15 protein-coding genes are annotated in these 15,859 nt (G+C 62.7%); 5 read left to right on the forward strand and 10 right to left on the reverse strand.

Going from position 1 to position 15,859, the window contains the following annotated elements; translation table 11 throughout:
• Window positions 1–600 precede the first annotated feature (600 nt).
• The 6 genes from BIZ42_RS19465 to BIZ42_RS00270 form a co-directional block, all read right to left on the reverse strand.
• Window positions 601–906, reverse strand: a complete 306-nt coding sequence (locus BIZ42_RS19465; RefSeq protein ID WP_156785653.1) for a hypothetical protein — start codon at window positions 904–906, stop codon at window positions 601–603.
• 76 nt (window positions 907–982) lie between these two features.
• Window positions 983–1,705: a GNAT family N-acetyltransferase gene (locus BIZ42_RS00250; protein ID WP_070425149.1), complete on the reverse strand. Its 723-nt coding sequence runs from the start codon at window positions 1,703–1,705 to the stop codon at window positions 983–985.
• A 174-nt stretch (window positions 1,706–1,879) separates the two neighbouring features.
• Entirely contained in the window at window positions 1,880–3,574 is a 1,695-nt protein-coding gene (locus BIZ42_RS19970; RefSeq protein ID WP_070425150.1) for a tetratricopeptide repeat protein, read from the reverse strand.
• Window positions 3,575–4,612: 1,038 nt separating this feature from the next.
• Entirely contained in the window at window positions 4,613–4,954 is a 342-nt protein-coding gene (locus BIZ42_RS00260; protein ID WP_156785654.1) for a hypothetical protein, read from the reverse strand.
• Between the two features lie 58 nt (window positions 4,955–5,012).
• Complete coding sequence (locus BIZ42_RS00265) at window positions 5,013–5,762, reverse strand: hypothetical protein (protein ID WP_070425152.1); 750 nt, start codon at window positions 5,760–5,762, stop codon at window positions 5,013–5,015.
• Between the two features lie 134 nt (window positions 5,763–5,896).
• Entirely contained in the window at window positions 5,897–6,181 is a 285-nt protein-coding gene (locus tag BIZ42_RS00270) for a hypothetical protein (protein ID WP_070425153.1), read from the reverse strand.
• Here BIZ42_RS00270 and BIZ42_RS19470 point away from each other — a divergent pair.
• A complete protein-coding gene (locus BIZ42_RS19470) occupies window positions 6,171–6,260 on the forward strand; it encodes a fasciclin domain-containing protein (RefSeq protein ID WP_156785655.1) in 90 nt (29 codons plus the stop codon). The two genes, BIZ42_RS00270 and BIZ42_RS19470, sit on opposite strands and share 11 nt — an antisense overlap.
• Before the next feature lie 104 nt (window positions 6,261–6,364).
• On the forward strand, window positions 6,365–6,724 hold the full coding sequence (locus BIZ42_RS19150) for a DUF6713 family protein (RefSeq protein WP_083279737.1): 360 nt from the start codon (window positions 6,365–6,367) through the stop codon (window positions 6,722–6,724).
• 808 nt (window positions 6,725–7,532) lie between these two features.
• On the opposite strand, the gene BIZ42_RS00275 is transcribed toward BIZ42_RS19150, so the two are convergent.
• Window positions 7,533–9,011 carry an NAD-dependent succinate-semialdehyde dehydrogenase gene (locus BIZ42_RS00275; protein ID WP_237393541.1) on the reverse strand — a complete coding sequence of 493 codons (1,479 nt, stop codon included), beginning with the start codon at window positions 9,009–9,011 and terminating at the stop codon, window positions 7,533–7,535.
• Between the two features lie 65 nt (window positions 9,012–9,076).
• Here BIZ42_RS00275 and BIZ42_RS00280 point away from each other — a divergent pair, with 65 nt between their 5' ends.
• Entirely contained in the window at window positions 9,077–10,654 is a 1,578-nt protein-coding gene (locus BIZ42_RS00280; RefSeq protein ID WP_070425155.1) for a PQQ-dependent sugar dehydrogenase, read from the forward strand.
• 141 nt (window positions 10,655–10,795) lie between these two features.
• Here BIZ42_RS00280 and BIZ42_RS00285 read toward each other — a convergent pair whose 3' ends face one another.
• Window positions 10,796–11,326, reverse strand: coding sequence for a BRCT domain-containing protein (locus tag BIZ42_RS00285; RefSeq protein ID WP_070425156.1), 531 nt, complete (start codon window positions 11,324–11,326; stop codon window positions 10,796–10,798).
• A gap of 176 nt (window positions 11,327–11,502) precedes the next feature.
• On the opposite strand from BIZ42_RS00285, the gene BIZ42_RS00290 reads away from it, so the two are divergent.
• Together BIZ42_RS00290 and BIZ42_RS00295 are read left to right on the forward strand one after the other, a co-directional pair.
• On the forward strand, window positions 11,503–12,720 hold the full coding sequence (locus tag BIZ42_RS00290) for a hypothetical protein (protein WP_237393542.1): 1,218 nt from the start codon (window positions 11,503–11,505) through the stop codon (window positions 12,718–12,720).
• Window positions 12,721–12,832: 112 nt separating this feature from the next.
• Window positions 12,833–13,672: a restriction endonuclease gene (locus tag BIZ42_RS00295; protein WP_070425158.1), complete on the forward strand. Its 840-nt coding sequence runs from the start codon at window positions 12,833–12,835 to the stop codon at window positions 13,670–13,672.
• A gap of 105 nt (window positions 13,673–13,777) precedes the next feature.
• Here BIZ42_RS00295 and BIZ42_RS00300 read toward each other — a convergent pair whose 3' ends face one another.
• Both BIZ42_RS00300 and BIZ42_RS00305 read right to left on the reverse strand, forming a co-directional pair.
• A complete protein-coding gene (locus BIZ42_RS00300; RefSeq protein ID WP_070425159.1) occupies window positions 13,778–14,299 on the reverse strand; it encodes a DUF6622 family protein in 522 nt (173 codons plus the stop codon).
• A gap of 155 nt (window positions 14,300–14,454) precedes the next feature.
• Window positions 14,455–15,837: an aldehyde dehydrogenase family protein gene (locus BIZ42_RS00305; protein ID WP_070427394.1), complete on the reverse strand. Its 1,383-nt coding sequence runs from the start codon at window positions 15,835–15,837 to the stop codon at window positions 14,455–14,457.
• Window positions 15,838–15,859: the final 22 nt, after the last annotated feature.

Raw genomic sequence — 15,859 nt, forward strand, 5'->3', positions numbered from 1 at the left:
CCGCGCCGCGGCATCGATGAAAAGCAGAAATTACGGCTTGCCAATTACGGATGCGAACTGCCTGGCGACCGAAATCGGTAGCCGAAAGCACGCGGAGCGATGCACCGCATCCAATGCCAAGCTCTGCGATGTTAGCCGCGCACGTCCGGGACCCATAGTCGATCACACGCGCCTGTATGGACCCGTCCAATAGCGTGACCACTGCATCGGCTTTCGCGACTCGACCTTCGACATGTATGTCAGTCCCTCGGTCTCCGTAGTCCGCGTGTAAGACGCTTGGGTCGCCCTCGCAGTAGTAAAATAGTTTCATTCTCATGTCACCGCTAAGCGTTAAAGCATGCTCGTCCACCGGCGACTGGAAGTTCCAAAGATTGGCGGAGTTGGTAGTTCGCGCCTGCCGAACACCGAGAGCGCGCCGCCTTGCTGTGGTAACCATGCTCATCGACTGACGCTCGAACCGTGGATCATGACCAATGAGCCAAACTTCGATGGCAGATGCCTTTGCATACGATTCGAGTGCGCGATGGATGGCAGCATGGCTCTGGCTCGTAGGCTATCCGGTTTTTCGGATTGGGCGTGAGTTTCACTATGTGTCGAACGCTACTCCTCCCTGGATATACCTGCAAGGTCCGGCCCCTGAAACTTGCTTTTCGAACGGATTGCACAAATACCTGCATCGGCAGAGAAAATTGCACTATTACCTGTTTCTCTCGGCGTATTAATCTGCGTTTCGGGTGGGCTGTCAGCGACAGTAAGCTGTTGATAATAAAGCGACGGCGAGATTACAGATTTACGTGTCTCGTCAGTTCCGCTTCCCTTCCCAAGGCAGTCACGGAGCGCGCAGTCATACGCCAGGCTCGCACCGATATTGCCACCGCCAATCACCGCTACGTTCAATACAGTCATGAAGTCTTCCATTACCCAGCAGGCGGCTAACGCATTCACATGAACTGGCCCCGGATGGGCGCGGCCAACAACGTGCTCACGATTCGTGGGCGACTTCCCAGGTGCCATAGCGCACCAAGCCGCTCGAGCGGGCCAGCGCGATGGAGGCGTGATTGTCATGCTGGCAGCGATACTGCAGCTGGTGACCACGCTCCTCCGCGTTGGCGCGCAGCGCACCCACCAATGCGCGCCCCAAGCCCGTGCCGCGTGCGCGTGGCAAGGTCAGCACCCCCATGTCCGCAATCGCCGCGCCGCCCCACGGATACATGCTGGCAGCTGCCAGCAGTTCTCCCCCATCGAAGGCTCCGAATACAGACCAGTGATCGAGCTCCACGTAGGCATCTTCCTGGTCCTGCTCGGAGGCCTGGCGTGTGAAGTGCTCGAACGCCTTCGCGTCGTCGGGACCCAGCTGACGCACCTCCATGCCGGGCTTCAGCATCATCTTTGCCACGGCGCCGGGGCTGGCGTAGTACACCAGATCGGGCGCATGCAGGCGGATGCCGCCACTGTGCAGGGCCTCGCGCAGGGTTTCTGGCGAAACGCGGGTGGCGGGATGCGCCGTGAGCTTCGCAGCCGCGGCAACTTCCGGGGTGAGCGCCGCATGTACGCTGCCGTCGCCGGTCTCCAGGATCATCGCGCGCCGCTGCACATCCAGCCCGGGATTGACGAAGGCGGTAAGCCCCGGCGCACTGGGTAGCTGCTGCCCGCTGTGCAGCAGACCGTGCCAGTACTGCACGACGGTCGTTGAGAATTCAGTCACTGTGGGTGCTTCCTTGTGTGTACGAGGCGGCGAAATCTGTCAGTGCAAGTGCGCGCGATTCCAACCACGGAACGAAGTGGGGAGCGAGGGGGCAGCGCAGGCGCTGAATCGTCGCCCAGATGAAGTCGGGACGGCAAGGGCCGAGTGATGGCCGGGAAGACCACGCCGGTTCTGTTACTGCGCGGATGGCGGGTTGGCAGCCCCATGGCACTTCTTGTACTTGTTACCCGATCCGCACCCGCACGCGTCGTTGCGGCCGGGTGTCTCCACCGCCCTCAAGGGGCGGGTCACCGCTACCTGCGGTGCCGCGGTTCGTGCAGGCGGATCAATGCAAGCCTCCCGACACATCATGAGGGTGTTGGTGATTACAGCACTACGTTCCGTCGACCGCACGACCTGTGACTGGATCTGGTCAAATCGCGCAGATCGATCTGTGACGGGGACGCAGTGTCTGTCGAAGAGGCAGAGCGTGTGCAAATGCCAAGTTTCCAGGGCGCCCGGGTCGGCCTGCCTGATCAGGTCTCGAGCTCGACAAACGATCCGCTTGCAGGCATCCAGGCAGTCATCCCGCAGCTGATGAGGATCCTCCGTGGCAACCATTTCGAAACAGACCTGCAGGTAATCGGCTGCCTTCACCCAGTCTTCCAAGTGCGTGGCCCGGCGTTCGATCATTCCGGCAGCGTACAAGGCAGAGCGCGCCCTGTAGTCGGGAAACTGGAGCGCACGAATGTACTGCTCCTCAGCGTCGAGTTCGGATTGTCCGGGGATGAGCCCACCCTCAATCGACGCCGCAAGGTTATAGATGGCGTCTGGATATCCTTGGGACGCTGCCTCCTGAAGATAGGTAAGCCCCGTTGCCATGTCCTTCTGGACGCCGTCCCCGTGTAGATACATCACGGAAAGGTTGTATTGGGCCTGGGGGTCACCGGCATTGGCAGCCTCGGTTGTGTACCTGGCTGCGGCCGCCTTGTCCGCGATGCCGCCAATCCCAAGAGATAGCATTGCTCCCAGTTGCGCGAGCGCTTCCGGATGACCTGACCGTACGGCCTTTTCATACATTTCCCTGGCCAGCGCGGGATCCTTCTGGAAGATTCCATTTCCGTGCAGGTAGGCATTGCCTACATACACAAGCGCATCAGGAAGATCCGCCCTGGCGGCATGGGCGATGAAGTTCTGTCCACGGGTGTGCTGCGGATCGGTTGGCGTTGACTCGCTGACAAGGTGATGTCCAAATGAGTAGCTTGCGCCGACGTGCTCCTTGACTGCGGCCCTGCGCATCCAGAAGAGTGCCTGTTCCAGGCTTTCCTCAGCAGCGACGCACTCTCGGGCAGAAAGTTCGTAAGGCTGGCGGCCAGCGGGACTCGAGCACTCCATGAAGTACGATCCGGCCTGGAACATTGCCTCCGGATCACCGTCCAGCATGGCTTTCCCACACATCTGCCATAGAGCGTTGGACTTCACGGGGGCTACGATGCAGTCAACTTCGACTTGATGCGTTCGCCAGTACAGCTCCTTCAGAAGCCGCAGAGCGGCGTCGAGTGACAGCTTGGACATGCCACCGAAGTCGTGTGAAGTGTAGCCGTGGTGCTCGGGATGAGCCGCTATGTTGCCGTTGGAATGCAGTACACCCAGAGCACTCAACACAGGCCGGTTCGCTATTCCGCGAGTGCCGAGGTTTCGAATCTTCTGTGCAAGGGGCTCACTACTCTGAGCATTGGGCTCATCTACGAGCGTACAGAATCTATGGGCGAAGCCGCGAAGATGGGAAAGGCTGAGTGCCGGGGCCTCTCCACTCAGGTTCTTGCCGCTCTCGTACAGCCTGCCAAGCTCAGGGTCGAGCACCATGGCAAGCTCAATGTCATCGATCATCTTGCGTGGCAGAATTCAATAAGTTGGTGAGATTCTAACGGTTGCCGCGAGCGCCGCAACGACGTCATGTAGGCGGTATGGAGCGGGTACACGAGAGTGGCCAGTTCTCGCACCCATTAGATCTCGCCAGCAGTGACCCGATGCCCTCTGGTCTTTATCGTACGTGATGACAGCGGCCCTCGATGCCTGGCAGCCGGCCTCTGGCATGCCCGTCAATGGCGACACGCCTTGGGCCCCAACAGGCCGCGACAGCTTCAGCTGGCGATACAGCGCCGCTGCAGTTCAGGCAAAGCAAGGCCGAGCGGAATGCCCGGCGGAGCCCTTGGCCAGCGCTACTGCTGGTTGGCGCTGCCCTCGCTGGCGTTGCGTGATTTGCCTACCGGCACCTTCCTACGGGCCAAGGTGCCGAGAACTAGGACTACGCGCTGGACTCAAAGGGCTACATCGCATCGATTGGGCCTGCATTCTTTGATAAGCCGAAATCCTTGCTTCTCGTGGACGACACCACAGGGAAAGCGCTGACGGACAACAGCAGTGTCAGGGTGGAAACTTCAATGCCTGCCGTGACATCCAGGGTTGGATCACCAATCGCATCATGGAGAGCTGCGCGACAACCAGGGCCGCTCCGCGAGCGGCGGATCCCCCCCGCTCCCAGCCGGTAGCTGAAGACCGGCCTGCAGAACAGGACAAGCCCGCGCAGGATCATGATGTGACTCCCCGGGAAGACAATGCGGCACCCGAGCAATCACCCGGTTCCACCGACATCACCATTCGTTCCTCCCCTGCCCCGCGCCACCTCCGACAGCTTTCCGCGCTCGCATCGAGGGCGTTGTCCGGGTGAGGGTCGATGTCGATGCGCAGGGTTATCCCACCGATGTGTCGGTGGAGACATCCTCCGGTAACAGCGACTTCGCCCTGAACTGATCGCTCTCAACGCGGCGCTGGGAAGTCCGGCCTCGCTTTCATGAGTAGAACAGCTGCCCGGCTGATCAGCGCCGGGCAGCTGCCTTGAACTCTTGGTGGGCTTCCTGCACCGGGCTACTTCTGGAGGACGTCGCGCACCTGGTCCAGCTTCTTTGCGCTCCTGATGTAGTCCTCATGAAGGCTTTTGATGCGCGCACTCAGTGAAGCAGCAAGTTCTTTGCGCTGCGCCCCCGTAGTCGCCTTTGCCATGAGAGCCAGTTCCTTGTTGATCGCCTTGAAGCGACCAATCGCTGACTGCGAACCCGTATCGAGAACCACGGCGCGGAGCGCGGCGTACTTGACCTCCGGGAAATGCTCCCGACGGATGTCGACCAGCTTCATCCCTTCCCGCGCAAGTCGATTTACCTTCTTCTGATCCGCACTGCTCAGCGTCACTGCCTTCTTTTCTTCAGCCATCTTGCTCTCCTTGAAAAACGTTGATTCCATTCGCGGTGTGGGTCATGCGGCAAGGCCGCTACTGCTTGGGTGGCCACTGCTCCAGCCACCAGTCCTGCTCATCGCGTAGCAAGGGAACCCACACGCGACTTTCATAGGAGGGGTTGTAGACGCCGGCCATCGAATCGCTCAGGGCGGATCGCTTCCTGGATACATCAACAGAGGGGGCAGCCCACCTGCGGCGCTTCCTGGTGCGGAATCGATCCTCAGGATCGACCGTGACGTGAACACCAATGGCATCGCCATCACCAGCAAGCGCATACTCAAAGTTCGAAAGCTCCCATGATCCTTTGAGGTCGGCAAGAAGCTCCAGTTCACCGAGCAGTTGTCCGTGATCGGTCGCGAGAACGATTGCCGTGAACGCCCTCTTGTTTGGATCCTCGATCGTCTGACTGCGGACCACGTCCAAGCGCGTACGAACAAGCATGGCAGTTGGCCCGTGCCTCGACTTGGACACGCTGGTCAACACACCTCCGCAAGCGACGAGTTCGAATTGGAGCCAGTCGAAGGCGTCCCTGATGGCGACGCCCAGGCTGAACTCCCCATCGTGATCTGGAACCGCGTCCATGAATGGCAGCGGGTTGGGGTAGCGAGGCTCGCCCTCAGCGCGCACCTGCCGAACAGCGGCCCGATAGTTCACCCCCGCCAGTGCGTAGGCCACCAGATCTCTGATGTTCCGGCCGGCCTTGGGCGAGCTCCAGTTCTCTGGGAAGATGCGAGCAATGTCCGACGCGGCGCGATCGGCAACAAGCTCCAATACTGTCTTCATGCAACACAGTCCTTTGCGTTCAAAGAGGCGACGCAGGCGCAACCGCCCAAGTCCATGGCTACTTATCGGCTCGAACACAGGAACATTGAGTACTTTCTGCTGCGCACGTCATGCATGTCTGCCCGAGCAGAGGATCAACGACCGCAGATCGCAGTACGCCGCTCGGCGAGATACTGCTGGGAAGCCCCCAGCTCGCGTACCAACCGCTCGATCAGATCGATGTCCGCTGCATCATCGGTAGCCGTGTACTGCTGAGGCTCGCGGTTGACCTCGGCGCTGGTCGCGCGCAACCCGTCGCCGTCGGGCGCGAAGTGCACCCGGGCGATGCGGGAGCCGGTCCAGCTGCGGTGCAGGTGGAGCGTTTCCCCTGCGTAATAGAGGAAGCACTTTTCCTGCATTTCCAGGGGGATGAGCCCCATGCGAACGCGCGCGGACGCTGATGTCATGCAGTCCAACGGCGTGGTGCACGTGGTGGACAGCGTGCTGATGCCGAAGTGACACTTGCCGGCGGGGCCCATCGCGGTAGGTGGGCTCCGTCGTGCCCGGTCGGGCAGTGATCGGACACTGATAGACTCGCGCCCGAGAAGAAGGACGGAGTCTTCATGGAGCGTTGGTATCTGGCAACACTGTTATCGTTGATCCTTCATCAGATCGATGCGGCTTTCTGGCACGAATGGGACATGTTCCGGGTGCCAGGCGGGGTTCAGGGATTCCTGGTATTCAACCTGGTCGCCGTTGGTGTACTGCTTCACGGCTATCGGCAGGTAGTCCTGGCCAAGCCTTCCGCCAGAGCCTACGCCGTCGTCTGCGGGGCTACCGGGATGGCGACAGCAGGAATCCATGTCCTGTTCGCTGCGGCCGGGCACGAAAAGTTCCATCTGCCGCTTTCGATCGCGGCCCTAGCTGCGTGTCTGCTTGCTGGTGCAGTACTTCTTCTGACTACCCTTCGCCGTCGTCCATGATGCGAAAAGCGCTCAGCCAATCTATCTGAAGCAAGGATCGCTGCATTGTGTTGCAATTGCACCACGTTCGGCGCACAGCATTGCAGTTGCACCAACTTGGGTGCATAGCATTGCTGTTGCACCAACTTCTCTGCATTGCGTTGATGGACATCCTTGTCCGCTGCATAGGTCTACGCAGCAACGTGGTGAGGAGGAGTTCGCACGCTGAGTAGCCAACACAAAACCCCGCTCGCACCCCTGGCTAACGCTCCCGGCATCGCTGCCAGCCGCCTGCAGCAGCATGGACCTGCTCCCATCCATTCGGGAGTTTCCGGAACGCCTGACCGCCGATACATGCTGTTCCCGAACGCTTGGAGTCCTCTGATCCCAAGGATGGCAGCTTCATCACGCTGTCCGACGGTCCCGGGCGCCCGGTGCGTTGGGCCTCAGCTGACAGAGTACGGGCCTCAACGCGTTCGCAGTAAGCCTTCATGCCGGGATGTGGGTGATTCGGCCACGCCAATTCTTCGCAATTGAACGGCGTGGTGCTCTTCGACATCGAGTTGTAGGCAGCCTTGGGCGCCGGAGGCAACGGCTTGGGTCGGGGACCCGTTGCAGAATGCACTTGCGCCAGCGAAGAGCAGGCAAGCGAAAAAAGCAGCAATCCTGCTGAAATCCTTTTGAGCATGAGCTTCCCCCTGTAGCTGGGGGAAGCTTACCGCTTCAAGCCTGCGCCCGACGAGCGTCGGAGCCGCTACGACCGACGCCCTACCCGGCTCGGCCAACGCACGCAGGCGCAGAGTCCCGCAGCCCGGTGCCGGTGCCGAAATCAAGCCGACGCTGTAGCCGCAATCTTGATCGACTTGACGTTCACGAACTCCTTCAGACCTTCCGGACCATGCTCGCGACCATAGCCGGATGCCTTCACGCCGCCGAACGGAAGGGTTGGCGATGCCACGTCGAAGGTGTTGATGAAGATCATGCCGGTGTCGAAGTACTTGGTGGCCAGCTCCCGGGCACGCTGCACGTCGCGGCTGAAGATGCCGCCGCCCAGGCCGTAGCGGCTGTCGTTGGCGATGCGCATCGCATCCTCATCGTCCTCGGCGCGGATGATGGCCGCTGCAGGGCCGAACAGCTCATCCTCGTAGGCCACCTGCCCCGGTGCCACATCCGCCAGCACCGTGGCCGGGTAGAACCAGCCGGTGCGGTCTGGCACTTCACCGCCTACCACCAGACGCGACCCCTGGGAGACGCTCTTGGTCACCTGTTCGTGGAGCTTGTCGCGCTGCGCCTTGGAGACCATCGGGCCGAGCTGGGTGCGGTCCGCATTCGGGTCGCCCATCCGGATCGCTTCGAAGGCCTCTGCATAGGCGCTCACGAAGGCCTCGTAATTCTTCTTTGTCACGATGAAGCGCTTGGCGTTGACGCAGGTCTGCCCGTTGTTGAAAAGGCGGCCTTTGACGCAGGTCGCCACCGCCAGCTCCAGGTCGGCGTCGTCCAGCACCAGATAGGCGTCATTCGAGCCCAGCTCAAGCACCGTCTTCTTGAGTGCCGCGCCGGCCTTGGCGGCCACGGTGCGCCCCGCGGCCTCGCTCCCGGTCAGTGTCACCGCGCGCACCAGGTCGTTCTCCACAATGTCATTGGACTGGTCGTGGGTGATCAGCAGCACCCCGAACAGCCCCTTGGGCAGCCCGGCGCTTTCGTAGATGTCACGCAGCAGCAGGCCACTCCCGGTGCAGCTCTCGGCATGCTTGAGCAACACCCCGTTGCCCGCCATCAGGCTGGCGATCGAATAGCGGATGGCCTGGTAGGCCGGGAAGTTCCACGGCTGAATGCCGTAAACCACGCCGATCGGGGCGTGAGTCACAATGCCGGTGGCGCCCTCCACGTCGCGCTCTTCATCGGCCAGGGCGACGGGCCCTTGCTTGGCGGTGTAGTCGCAGATGCTGGCGCACAGCTCGACTTCGGTACGGCTGTCTTCAATGAGCTTGCCGACCTCGTCGGTCATCAGCTGCGCAAACTCTTCCTTGCGCGCACGAAGCGCCTTGGCGATGTCTGCGATGACTTTCGCTCGCTCATCCAGACTGCGCAGACGCCACTGAAGAAATGCGTCGTGGCTTGCCTTCACCGTGGCGGCGGCGTCGTCGTCCGACATGTAGGAATAGGTGGCGAGCACTTCTTCGGTCAGCGGATTGATGGTCGTGAGTTGCTTGTTTGGCATGGGAAGAGAGGCTTTACGTAGAGGGGAGGTCCGTAGAGGGTCGCCGCCGTGCAGTTCCTCCGCTGTGAATTCTTCAACGGAATGCATCACTGGAGGTTCACCGGATCTCATTGCTAGAGTGTGGATTCGGCCTGTTTTGAAGAACTCCCTGCATGCGCTCCTGGCTGCGAACAGTCTCAGGTACCCTCACTGCTGCATTGGCGACGGCCGCTGTTGCCAGCCTGCTCCAGACCCAGATCAATCTGCATGCCCTTACCCAGCTGGGCCTGGACGTCAGCTGGCCGGCACGGGCCGCAGTCACCGTGGAGGATCTGGCTCGGTTCGGACCTGTAATGTTCAGCTTTTCGCTGGCCGGCGGCGTGCTTGCGTCATGTCTGCAGCCAATTCTGCGCCGGCTTGGCCTCCATGCCCTGCCCTGCGCACTGCTCGCCGGTGTAGCCGGGCTGGCGGTCGTGTTGACGCTGCTACGCAGTGTGATTCCGATGCCGGCAGTGGCCGCCATCCGGGAGATTCCCGGCTTCGCCCTGCTCAGTCTGTGTGGGCTGGTGGGAGGCCATGTGAGCTACACGCTGAGGGCGCGTACCGTGCGCGAAACGCCCCCCCACGGCGGGGTGGCCTGGCTGTTGCCGGCTGGCCTGGTGCTGCTGCCGCTTGCCTCATTCATGTTGATGCAGCCAACGGCGCAACGTGCACAGCCGCCTGCGGCAAATGACTACCAGGTCGCAACCGTTGCAAGCGGCCTTCAGTGGCCGTGGTCGCTGGCGGAACTGCCCGACGGAACGCTGCTCGTCACCGAAATGGCTGGCCGCCTGAAGCTGATTGACCGGGCCGGTGCACGTGTGGACGTCAATCTCTCCCAAATGCCCGCGGGCTATCAGCGTGAACGCGTGATCGGCCTGATGGACATTGCGCTGTCGCCGGATTTCGACTCCGATCGCCGCGTCTATCTGACGCAGGGTTATCGAGATCAACGCGGCGTGGGTGTTCGCTTGATCCGTGGCGCGCTGGAACGCGTTGGCGATGCGTGGTCCATGGAACAGGTGGAGATTCTTTTCGAATCCACGCCAAAAGCCAGCGACGGCAACAACGGCGGCCGCTTGGCCTTTCTCGACGCGCACACCCTGCTGATGACCGTGGGCGACGGTAGTGCCCGCCGGGAGGAAGCGCAGAATGTGCGCAACTCGCTGGGCAAGGTGATGCGCATAGAGCTCGCGCCTGGCGCGAGCGTGGGGACCCTGTACACCTCCGGGCATCGCAACCCGCAGGGCATCGCGCATGACCCTGTCACAGATTCCATCTATGTCAGCGAACACGGGCCGCGCGGCGGTGACGAGCTCAACCGACTTCGACCGGACGCGAACTACGGCTGGCCGATGGTCAGTCACGGGATCGACTACCCATTTGCACGGGTGAGCCCGTTTACCCGGCACAAGGCGTTCGAGGACCCTGAGGTGATCTGGTCGCCGTCCATCGCACCCTCCGGTCTTGCCGTGTATCAAGGCGCCCTCTTCAAGGGATGGCAGGGAGATCTGCTGGTGCCTGCATTGCGTGAGCGGAGTATCCGCCGGCTCGTTCGTGGCGGTGATCGCGTGGTGCGCCAGGAGCGGCTGCTCGTCGAATTGGGTGAACGGATTCGTGACGTCATGGTCGCTGCAGATGGCTCCGTCTATGCGCTCACCGATGGGGCGGACGGGAAGGTGCTGCGACTGATACCGGAAGAAACCCTGTGAGCATGCCGCTCAGGTGAAGTCGTGTGCGGAGGATTGACTCCGCACGCTCACGCTCGCCAGCAGGCGCGCGCCGAAGGCAAGCATGGGGCCACCGACGCTGGGTGTATCGCTGGCCCTAAGGCTGTTTGCGGCCCAGGCGAATCAGCCGCCGTGGTCGGCCAATGCATCGTGAAAGTCGAGCTCGTGGACGAGTACGACACGTGACCCTGATTTACGAAGCTCAATGGCCTTTTCGACCTTGCGCCCGTAGCAGGCAAAGGCCCAACAAGGATTGCCTTCCGCGCCGATGACCAGGTAGTGGACCTTCTTCGATGGGGCCGAGTGGGCCGATCCCCCGAGCCTCTCGACGATCTGTTGGAACTCGGTGCGGGTGAAGCGTGACGACGCGCCGGTAAAGCAAAAACCCCTATCCAGAAAGTTGATCTCGGGATCCACGGCGCACAAGCCGACGATCCTCTGTTCTTTCAGTACGAGCGGGTTGGTAATCGTACGGTCGTCGAGCAGTGGCGTGAACTCCGCAAAGAATGCGAGGAGCAACGCGTGTTCCTTCGGGTCTATCTGTCCGTCGGCGAGTACGCCTGTGATGAGGCTCCCCACCTCGTCGAATGGCCAGCATGTCCTCAGGTGCTCGTGATCTGCCATCCAATCTGACAGGGCGCGGAGCTCTTCCACGGAGATGTGCGTATCCGCAACGATGCCCCCAGAATTCCGTGCAATCGCTGCAGATCGGCAGTCACATCGGCGTAGAACTCGGTGGAGCGCAGCCGTTCGCACAGCCACAGGGCGCGTGACTACAACCAATGGCACACGAGCCAGGGGGCTGTGCACGCTATGTTGGATCCAATGGAATGGAGGGAGTACGTGTGAGGCGTCTATTTTTCTCGGCAGCGCTGCTGCTGATGTGTGCGACGGCCGGAGCAGGTTCCAAGGCCGCCGACGGGACGACAACCGTGATCGTGCTTGGCGTGGACCACGCTGCCCAGCTTGTGGCCAGAAATGACCGCCCTGCCCGCCTTGCGGCCTTCCTGGCGCATGCCAGGCCCGATGCCATCTGCATCGAGCGGTCGCCGGAGGCCTTCGCACGCAATGACTATTACGAGTTCACCTACGAAGTTCAGGACGTCGTGGTTCCTTTCGCCCGGCGCAACGCGATCGACCTGTGTCCCATCGACTGGGAGCCACCCGTCGAAGATGCCAAGCTTGGATTCGGCCTGGACCTGGGGGCGCCGCCGGAACTGCGCCCTGCCAGCGGGTTCCAGCAGTTCCTTTCATTCCCCTCCCCGAGCCAGCTCACGCGGGATCTCTTCCACGCCGACGAGGCAAAGAACGTGGAACGGATCGCGCAGTGGGCCGCAACGCCGGCCAAGCGGGCAGCGGATGACCTGCCGCGCAGGCTGTATCTCTATCGCACCTACCTGCAGGCGCAGCGGGTAGCCGCCGCGGCGAAAACGCGCCCCGGCGGCACGGTTGTCGTGGTGGTTGGCGAGTTTCACAAGCGGGACATCGAAGCGATCCTGGCCGCTTCCCCGGACCTGCGGATCGTGCAGCCGTCCAGCCTCGGCGAACCCGGTGAGGCGCTGGTGCACCGGGAGGAGCGCCGTGAGTACCGTGCCGCTGTCGCCAGCTTCAATCTGCTGGGCGTCCAGTCCGGCACCGGCAACATGGACCGCGCGTTTGTTCGGGAGTCGGTGCAAGCCCTCAAGGTAGAGCGCAACTCGCCTGAAGTCGCGTTGCTGCAGACGCGCCTGGATGTGCTGGAAGGCAGGGCCACGCCGGCGATGGCCGTGGACCGGTACCGATCCGTTGCCACGGAGGCGGGCGAAGCACGCTTCACGTGGACCGGGGTGGCTGACGCGTCACGCCTTGACTCTTACTTCGACCCCTTCGGTAACCTCAACGTACGCCAGCGGGCGCTGCTCGAGACGGCCCGCGAGTTGTACCGTGCCGAACGTGGCGAGGAAGCAGCAGGGATACAGCAGACCCTCGGCAGCGAGCTGAGCAACCGAAAGGCGGCTCAGCTTGCCGGCTACTGGGAGCGCTACGTCGTGAGGCCGGCAAAGCCGTGACCTGCAAGACGGCGAGATCGCACTGACAGGGAGCGGCTTACCTCCTGCCGCACGGCATCAGATATTGGCCCTCAGGGTGGTATGTTGGCGCCAGGGGAAACAGGCTACCTACATGGGACGTAGAAGGACATCGACCGGATTTGACGCCTTGATCGGCCTGCCTTGGCCGGTCGGGATCCTGGTCGGCATGGCCGGCTACAGCGCGCTTCGGTACGGGATCCCGTGGTGGTTCTCGCGCCAGGGCGGCACGCTGGCTGCCGGCCTTGCGGGAGAGTTCGGACAGGTACTCGCCCCGCTCGCCTGGGTGCTGCTGGGTCTCTGCTGGATAGCCGCCCTCCTCTCGTTCCTGCGCGCCAGATATCGGCGTCACCTGCTGGATACCAGGACCACGCTGGAGAGTCTGGCCGTCGGTGGCTGGCGCCAGTTCGAACAGTTGGTAGGCGAAGCGTTTCGCCGGCAGGGCTACACCGTCGAAGAGACGGGCCTTGGCGGCCCGGATGGCGGCATCGATCTGATCCTTCGCAAGGACGGCCGGCGCATTCTGGTCCAGTGCAAGCAATGGAAGCGCCAGCAGGTCGGCGTGAGCGTTGTGCGCGAGATGGCAGGCCTGTTGGCCCACCATCGCGCGGATGCGGTCAGGATCGTCTGCATTGGGGCATTCACCCGCGACGCTGAGGCGTTTGCACAGGGCAAGCCCATCGAGCTGATGGACGGGGCAACGTTGCTGGAGATGATCCAGGCGTCACGCAACGCGGATGTGTGGCCAACCGCGCCCAACCCACGTATTGAGCCAAAGATCGCACCGCCGAAGGAAACACCTGCGTTGAGTGAGGGCTGTCCTCGATGCGGCAGCACACTGGTGCAGCGAACCAACCGGCGCACCGGTGAGTCGTTCTTTGGCTGCAGTCAGTTCCCCCGCTGCCGGGGAAGTGCGGATCGACGTCTCGCTTGAAGCCACGCCGATGCTGTGTCGCGCACTCTGCTCGGTGCCTGGGTCGCGGTGAACCGTAGCCGGATGAGTCTCTGACCGGGACCGCCGATGTGCGCCGGCCCCAACTCAGCCCACCGCATCCACGGTCCTGTCCGGTGCAGCAAGCCGGGACGCGCGCAGGTACCGCAGATACTTGCCTAGGAAGATGCCTGTGAACCCCCCAGACAGCAGCAGATACGCGGCGCGGAAACTGCCGTCCGCGCTCAGTGAGGGGGATACGGATAGCGCGCACTCGAAGCCGTACTTCACCGCAAACGTCACCAGGAGCAGCGGCAGGAGACTGTAGTCCGCACTGCGCCACAGCTTTCCCGTGGACGGATTCAGGGTGAGCGTTGCCCGCCGCAGCAGCAGCCATCCAAGGCCCACGCCTGCGCCGATGCCCACCGACCACTGACCCCACGCGTCCCAGGCATTGCCGAACCGGTGGTTCATCGACACGATGCCCCACGCCACGAAAAGGGTCGGCACGATGGCCAGTTTCGTGAGCGAGGTTTCTCCAGGTTTCATGGCGGCGACGCCCCGTGCGACCAGAAAAACCAGAAGCGCCCAGACCCACACCGGGGTGTTCGAGAGAAGGGGATGCAGCATGTTCACGGGGCGTCCTTGAGCTGGGTGGGTGCCGGCGATGCAGCGCCGTGCGGGAATGGGTCCATTCTCGCTTTGCACCGACCCGTCACAAGTGACAGGTGTCAGGCATCCGGACGTACATTACGCAGCCAGCGCCGTAGACGTCGCCTGCCCGATCAGCTCCTGCGCATCAGGATCATCTTCTCCTGTGACATGTCCCGCATCGTGTACGGGATGCCGCCTGTGCCATACCCCGACTCGCGGCGCCCGGCGAAGGGCATCCAGTCGGTCCGGAACGCGGTGGCATCATTGATCATGACGGCCGAGGCATCCAGCCGGTTGGCGGCGCGCATGGCGATATCGATATCCTGCGCGAATACGCTCGCCTGGAACGCGGTGGGCAGCGCGTTGGCACGCGCGATCGCCTCGTCCAGGTCGGTATAGCGATACACCGCCACCACCGGCCCGAACACTTCCTGCGTGGTGATCCTTGCGTCGCTGGCCGGATCCAGCAGCACCGTGGGCTGCAGCATGGTCTCGGAAAGTCGCTTGCCGCCGGTGGCCAGTTGCGCACCGCCACTTACCGCTTCGTCAATCCATTCGGCGACGCGGTCGGCCTCGCGTGGCTGGATCAGCGGGCCGACATCCGTGTCCTTCAGTGTGGGGTCGCCGGTGCGCAGGCGCTCGACCCGTGCGATGAGCGCCTGGGTAAAGTCATCGGCAACATCCTGGTGGACGAAGACGCGCTGGGTGGAGACGCACACCTGGCCTGCATGGTAGTAGCCGCCTTTGACGACCGGTTCGATGATCCTGCCGAGGTCGGCGCTGCGATCGACGATGGCCGGGGCGACCCCGCCGTGTTCCAGCGCCGAACGCGCACCGTGTGCGAGCTTGGCGTGCAGCGACCACCCTACCCTGGCCGAGCCGATGAAGCTCAGGAAGGCCACCCGCTTGTCGGTGGCCAGCGCCTCGGCCAGGTCGTTGCCCTCCGGCAGAAAGCTCTGGCACCACGGCTCGGGCAGCCCGGCCTCGTGCACCATCGCGACGAATTCCAGGCACGACAATGGCGTCGCGGAGGCAGGTTTGATGATCACCGGGCACCCGACGGCGATGGCCGGCGCCACCTGGTGGACGATCAGGTTCAGGGGGTGGTTGAACGCAGAGATCGCGGCAACCACGCCGATCGGCTCCCGCGTGGTGAACGCCCAGCGACCCTCCGCCGCGGCCGACAGCCCCATCGGGATTTCGCGACCGGCGAAGTTGCGCAGCTCGTCGGCGGCGTTGTGGACACCGTCGATGGCGCGCGTGGTTTCGACGATGGCGTCCGGCAGCGGCTTGCCGCCCTCCCGGGCAATCTGCAGCGCGAGATGATCACGCCTGGCGTCCATCAGCGCGGCGAGCCGGCGCAGGATCGCGATGCGCTGGTGCGGCGCGAGCCAGCCGTCGCGCTCCTTGAATACCCGCTCGGCGGCACTGAGCTTGCGCTCCAGGGCAGCGGCGGTATCCAACCCGATCTCGGCGATGGGGGCACGGTCGAACGCCTGGACGACAGTCAGCATGTTGGGTTCCTCGCTCAGCATC

Source organism: Stenotrophomonas sp. LM091, from assembly GCF_001806305.1.
In the GTDB taxonomy this organism is placed as follows: Bacteria; Pseudomonadota; Gammaproteobacteria; order Xanthomonadales; family Xanthomonadaceae; genus Stenotrophomonas; species Stenotrophomonas bentonitica_A.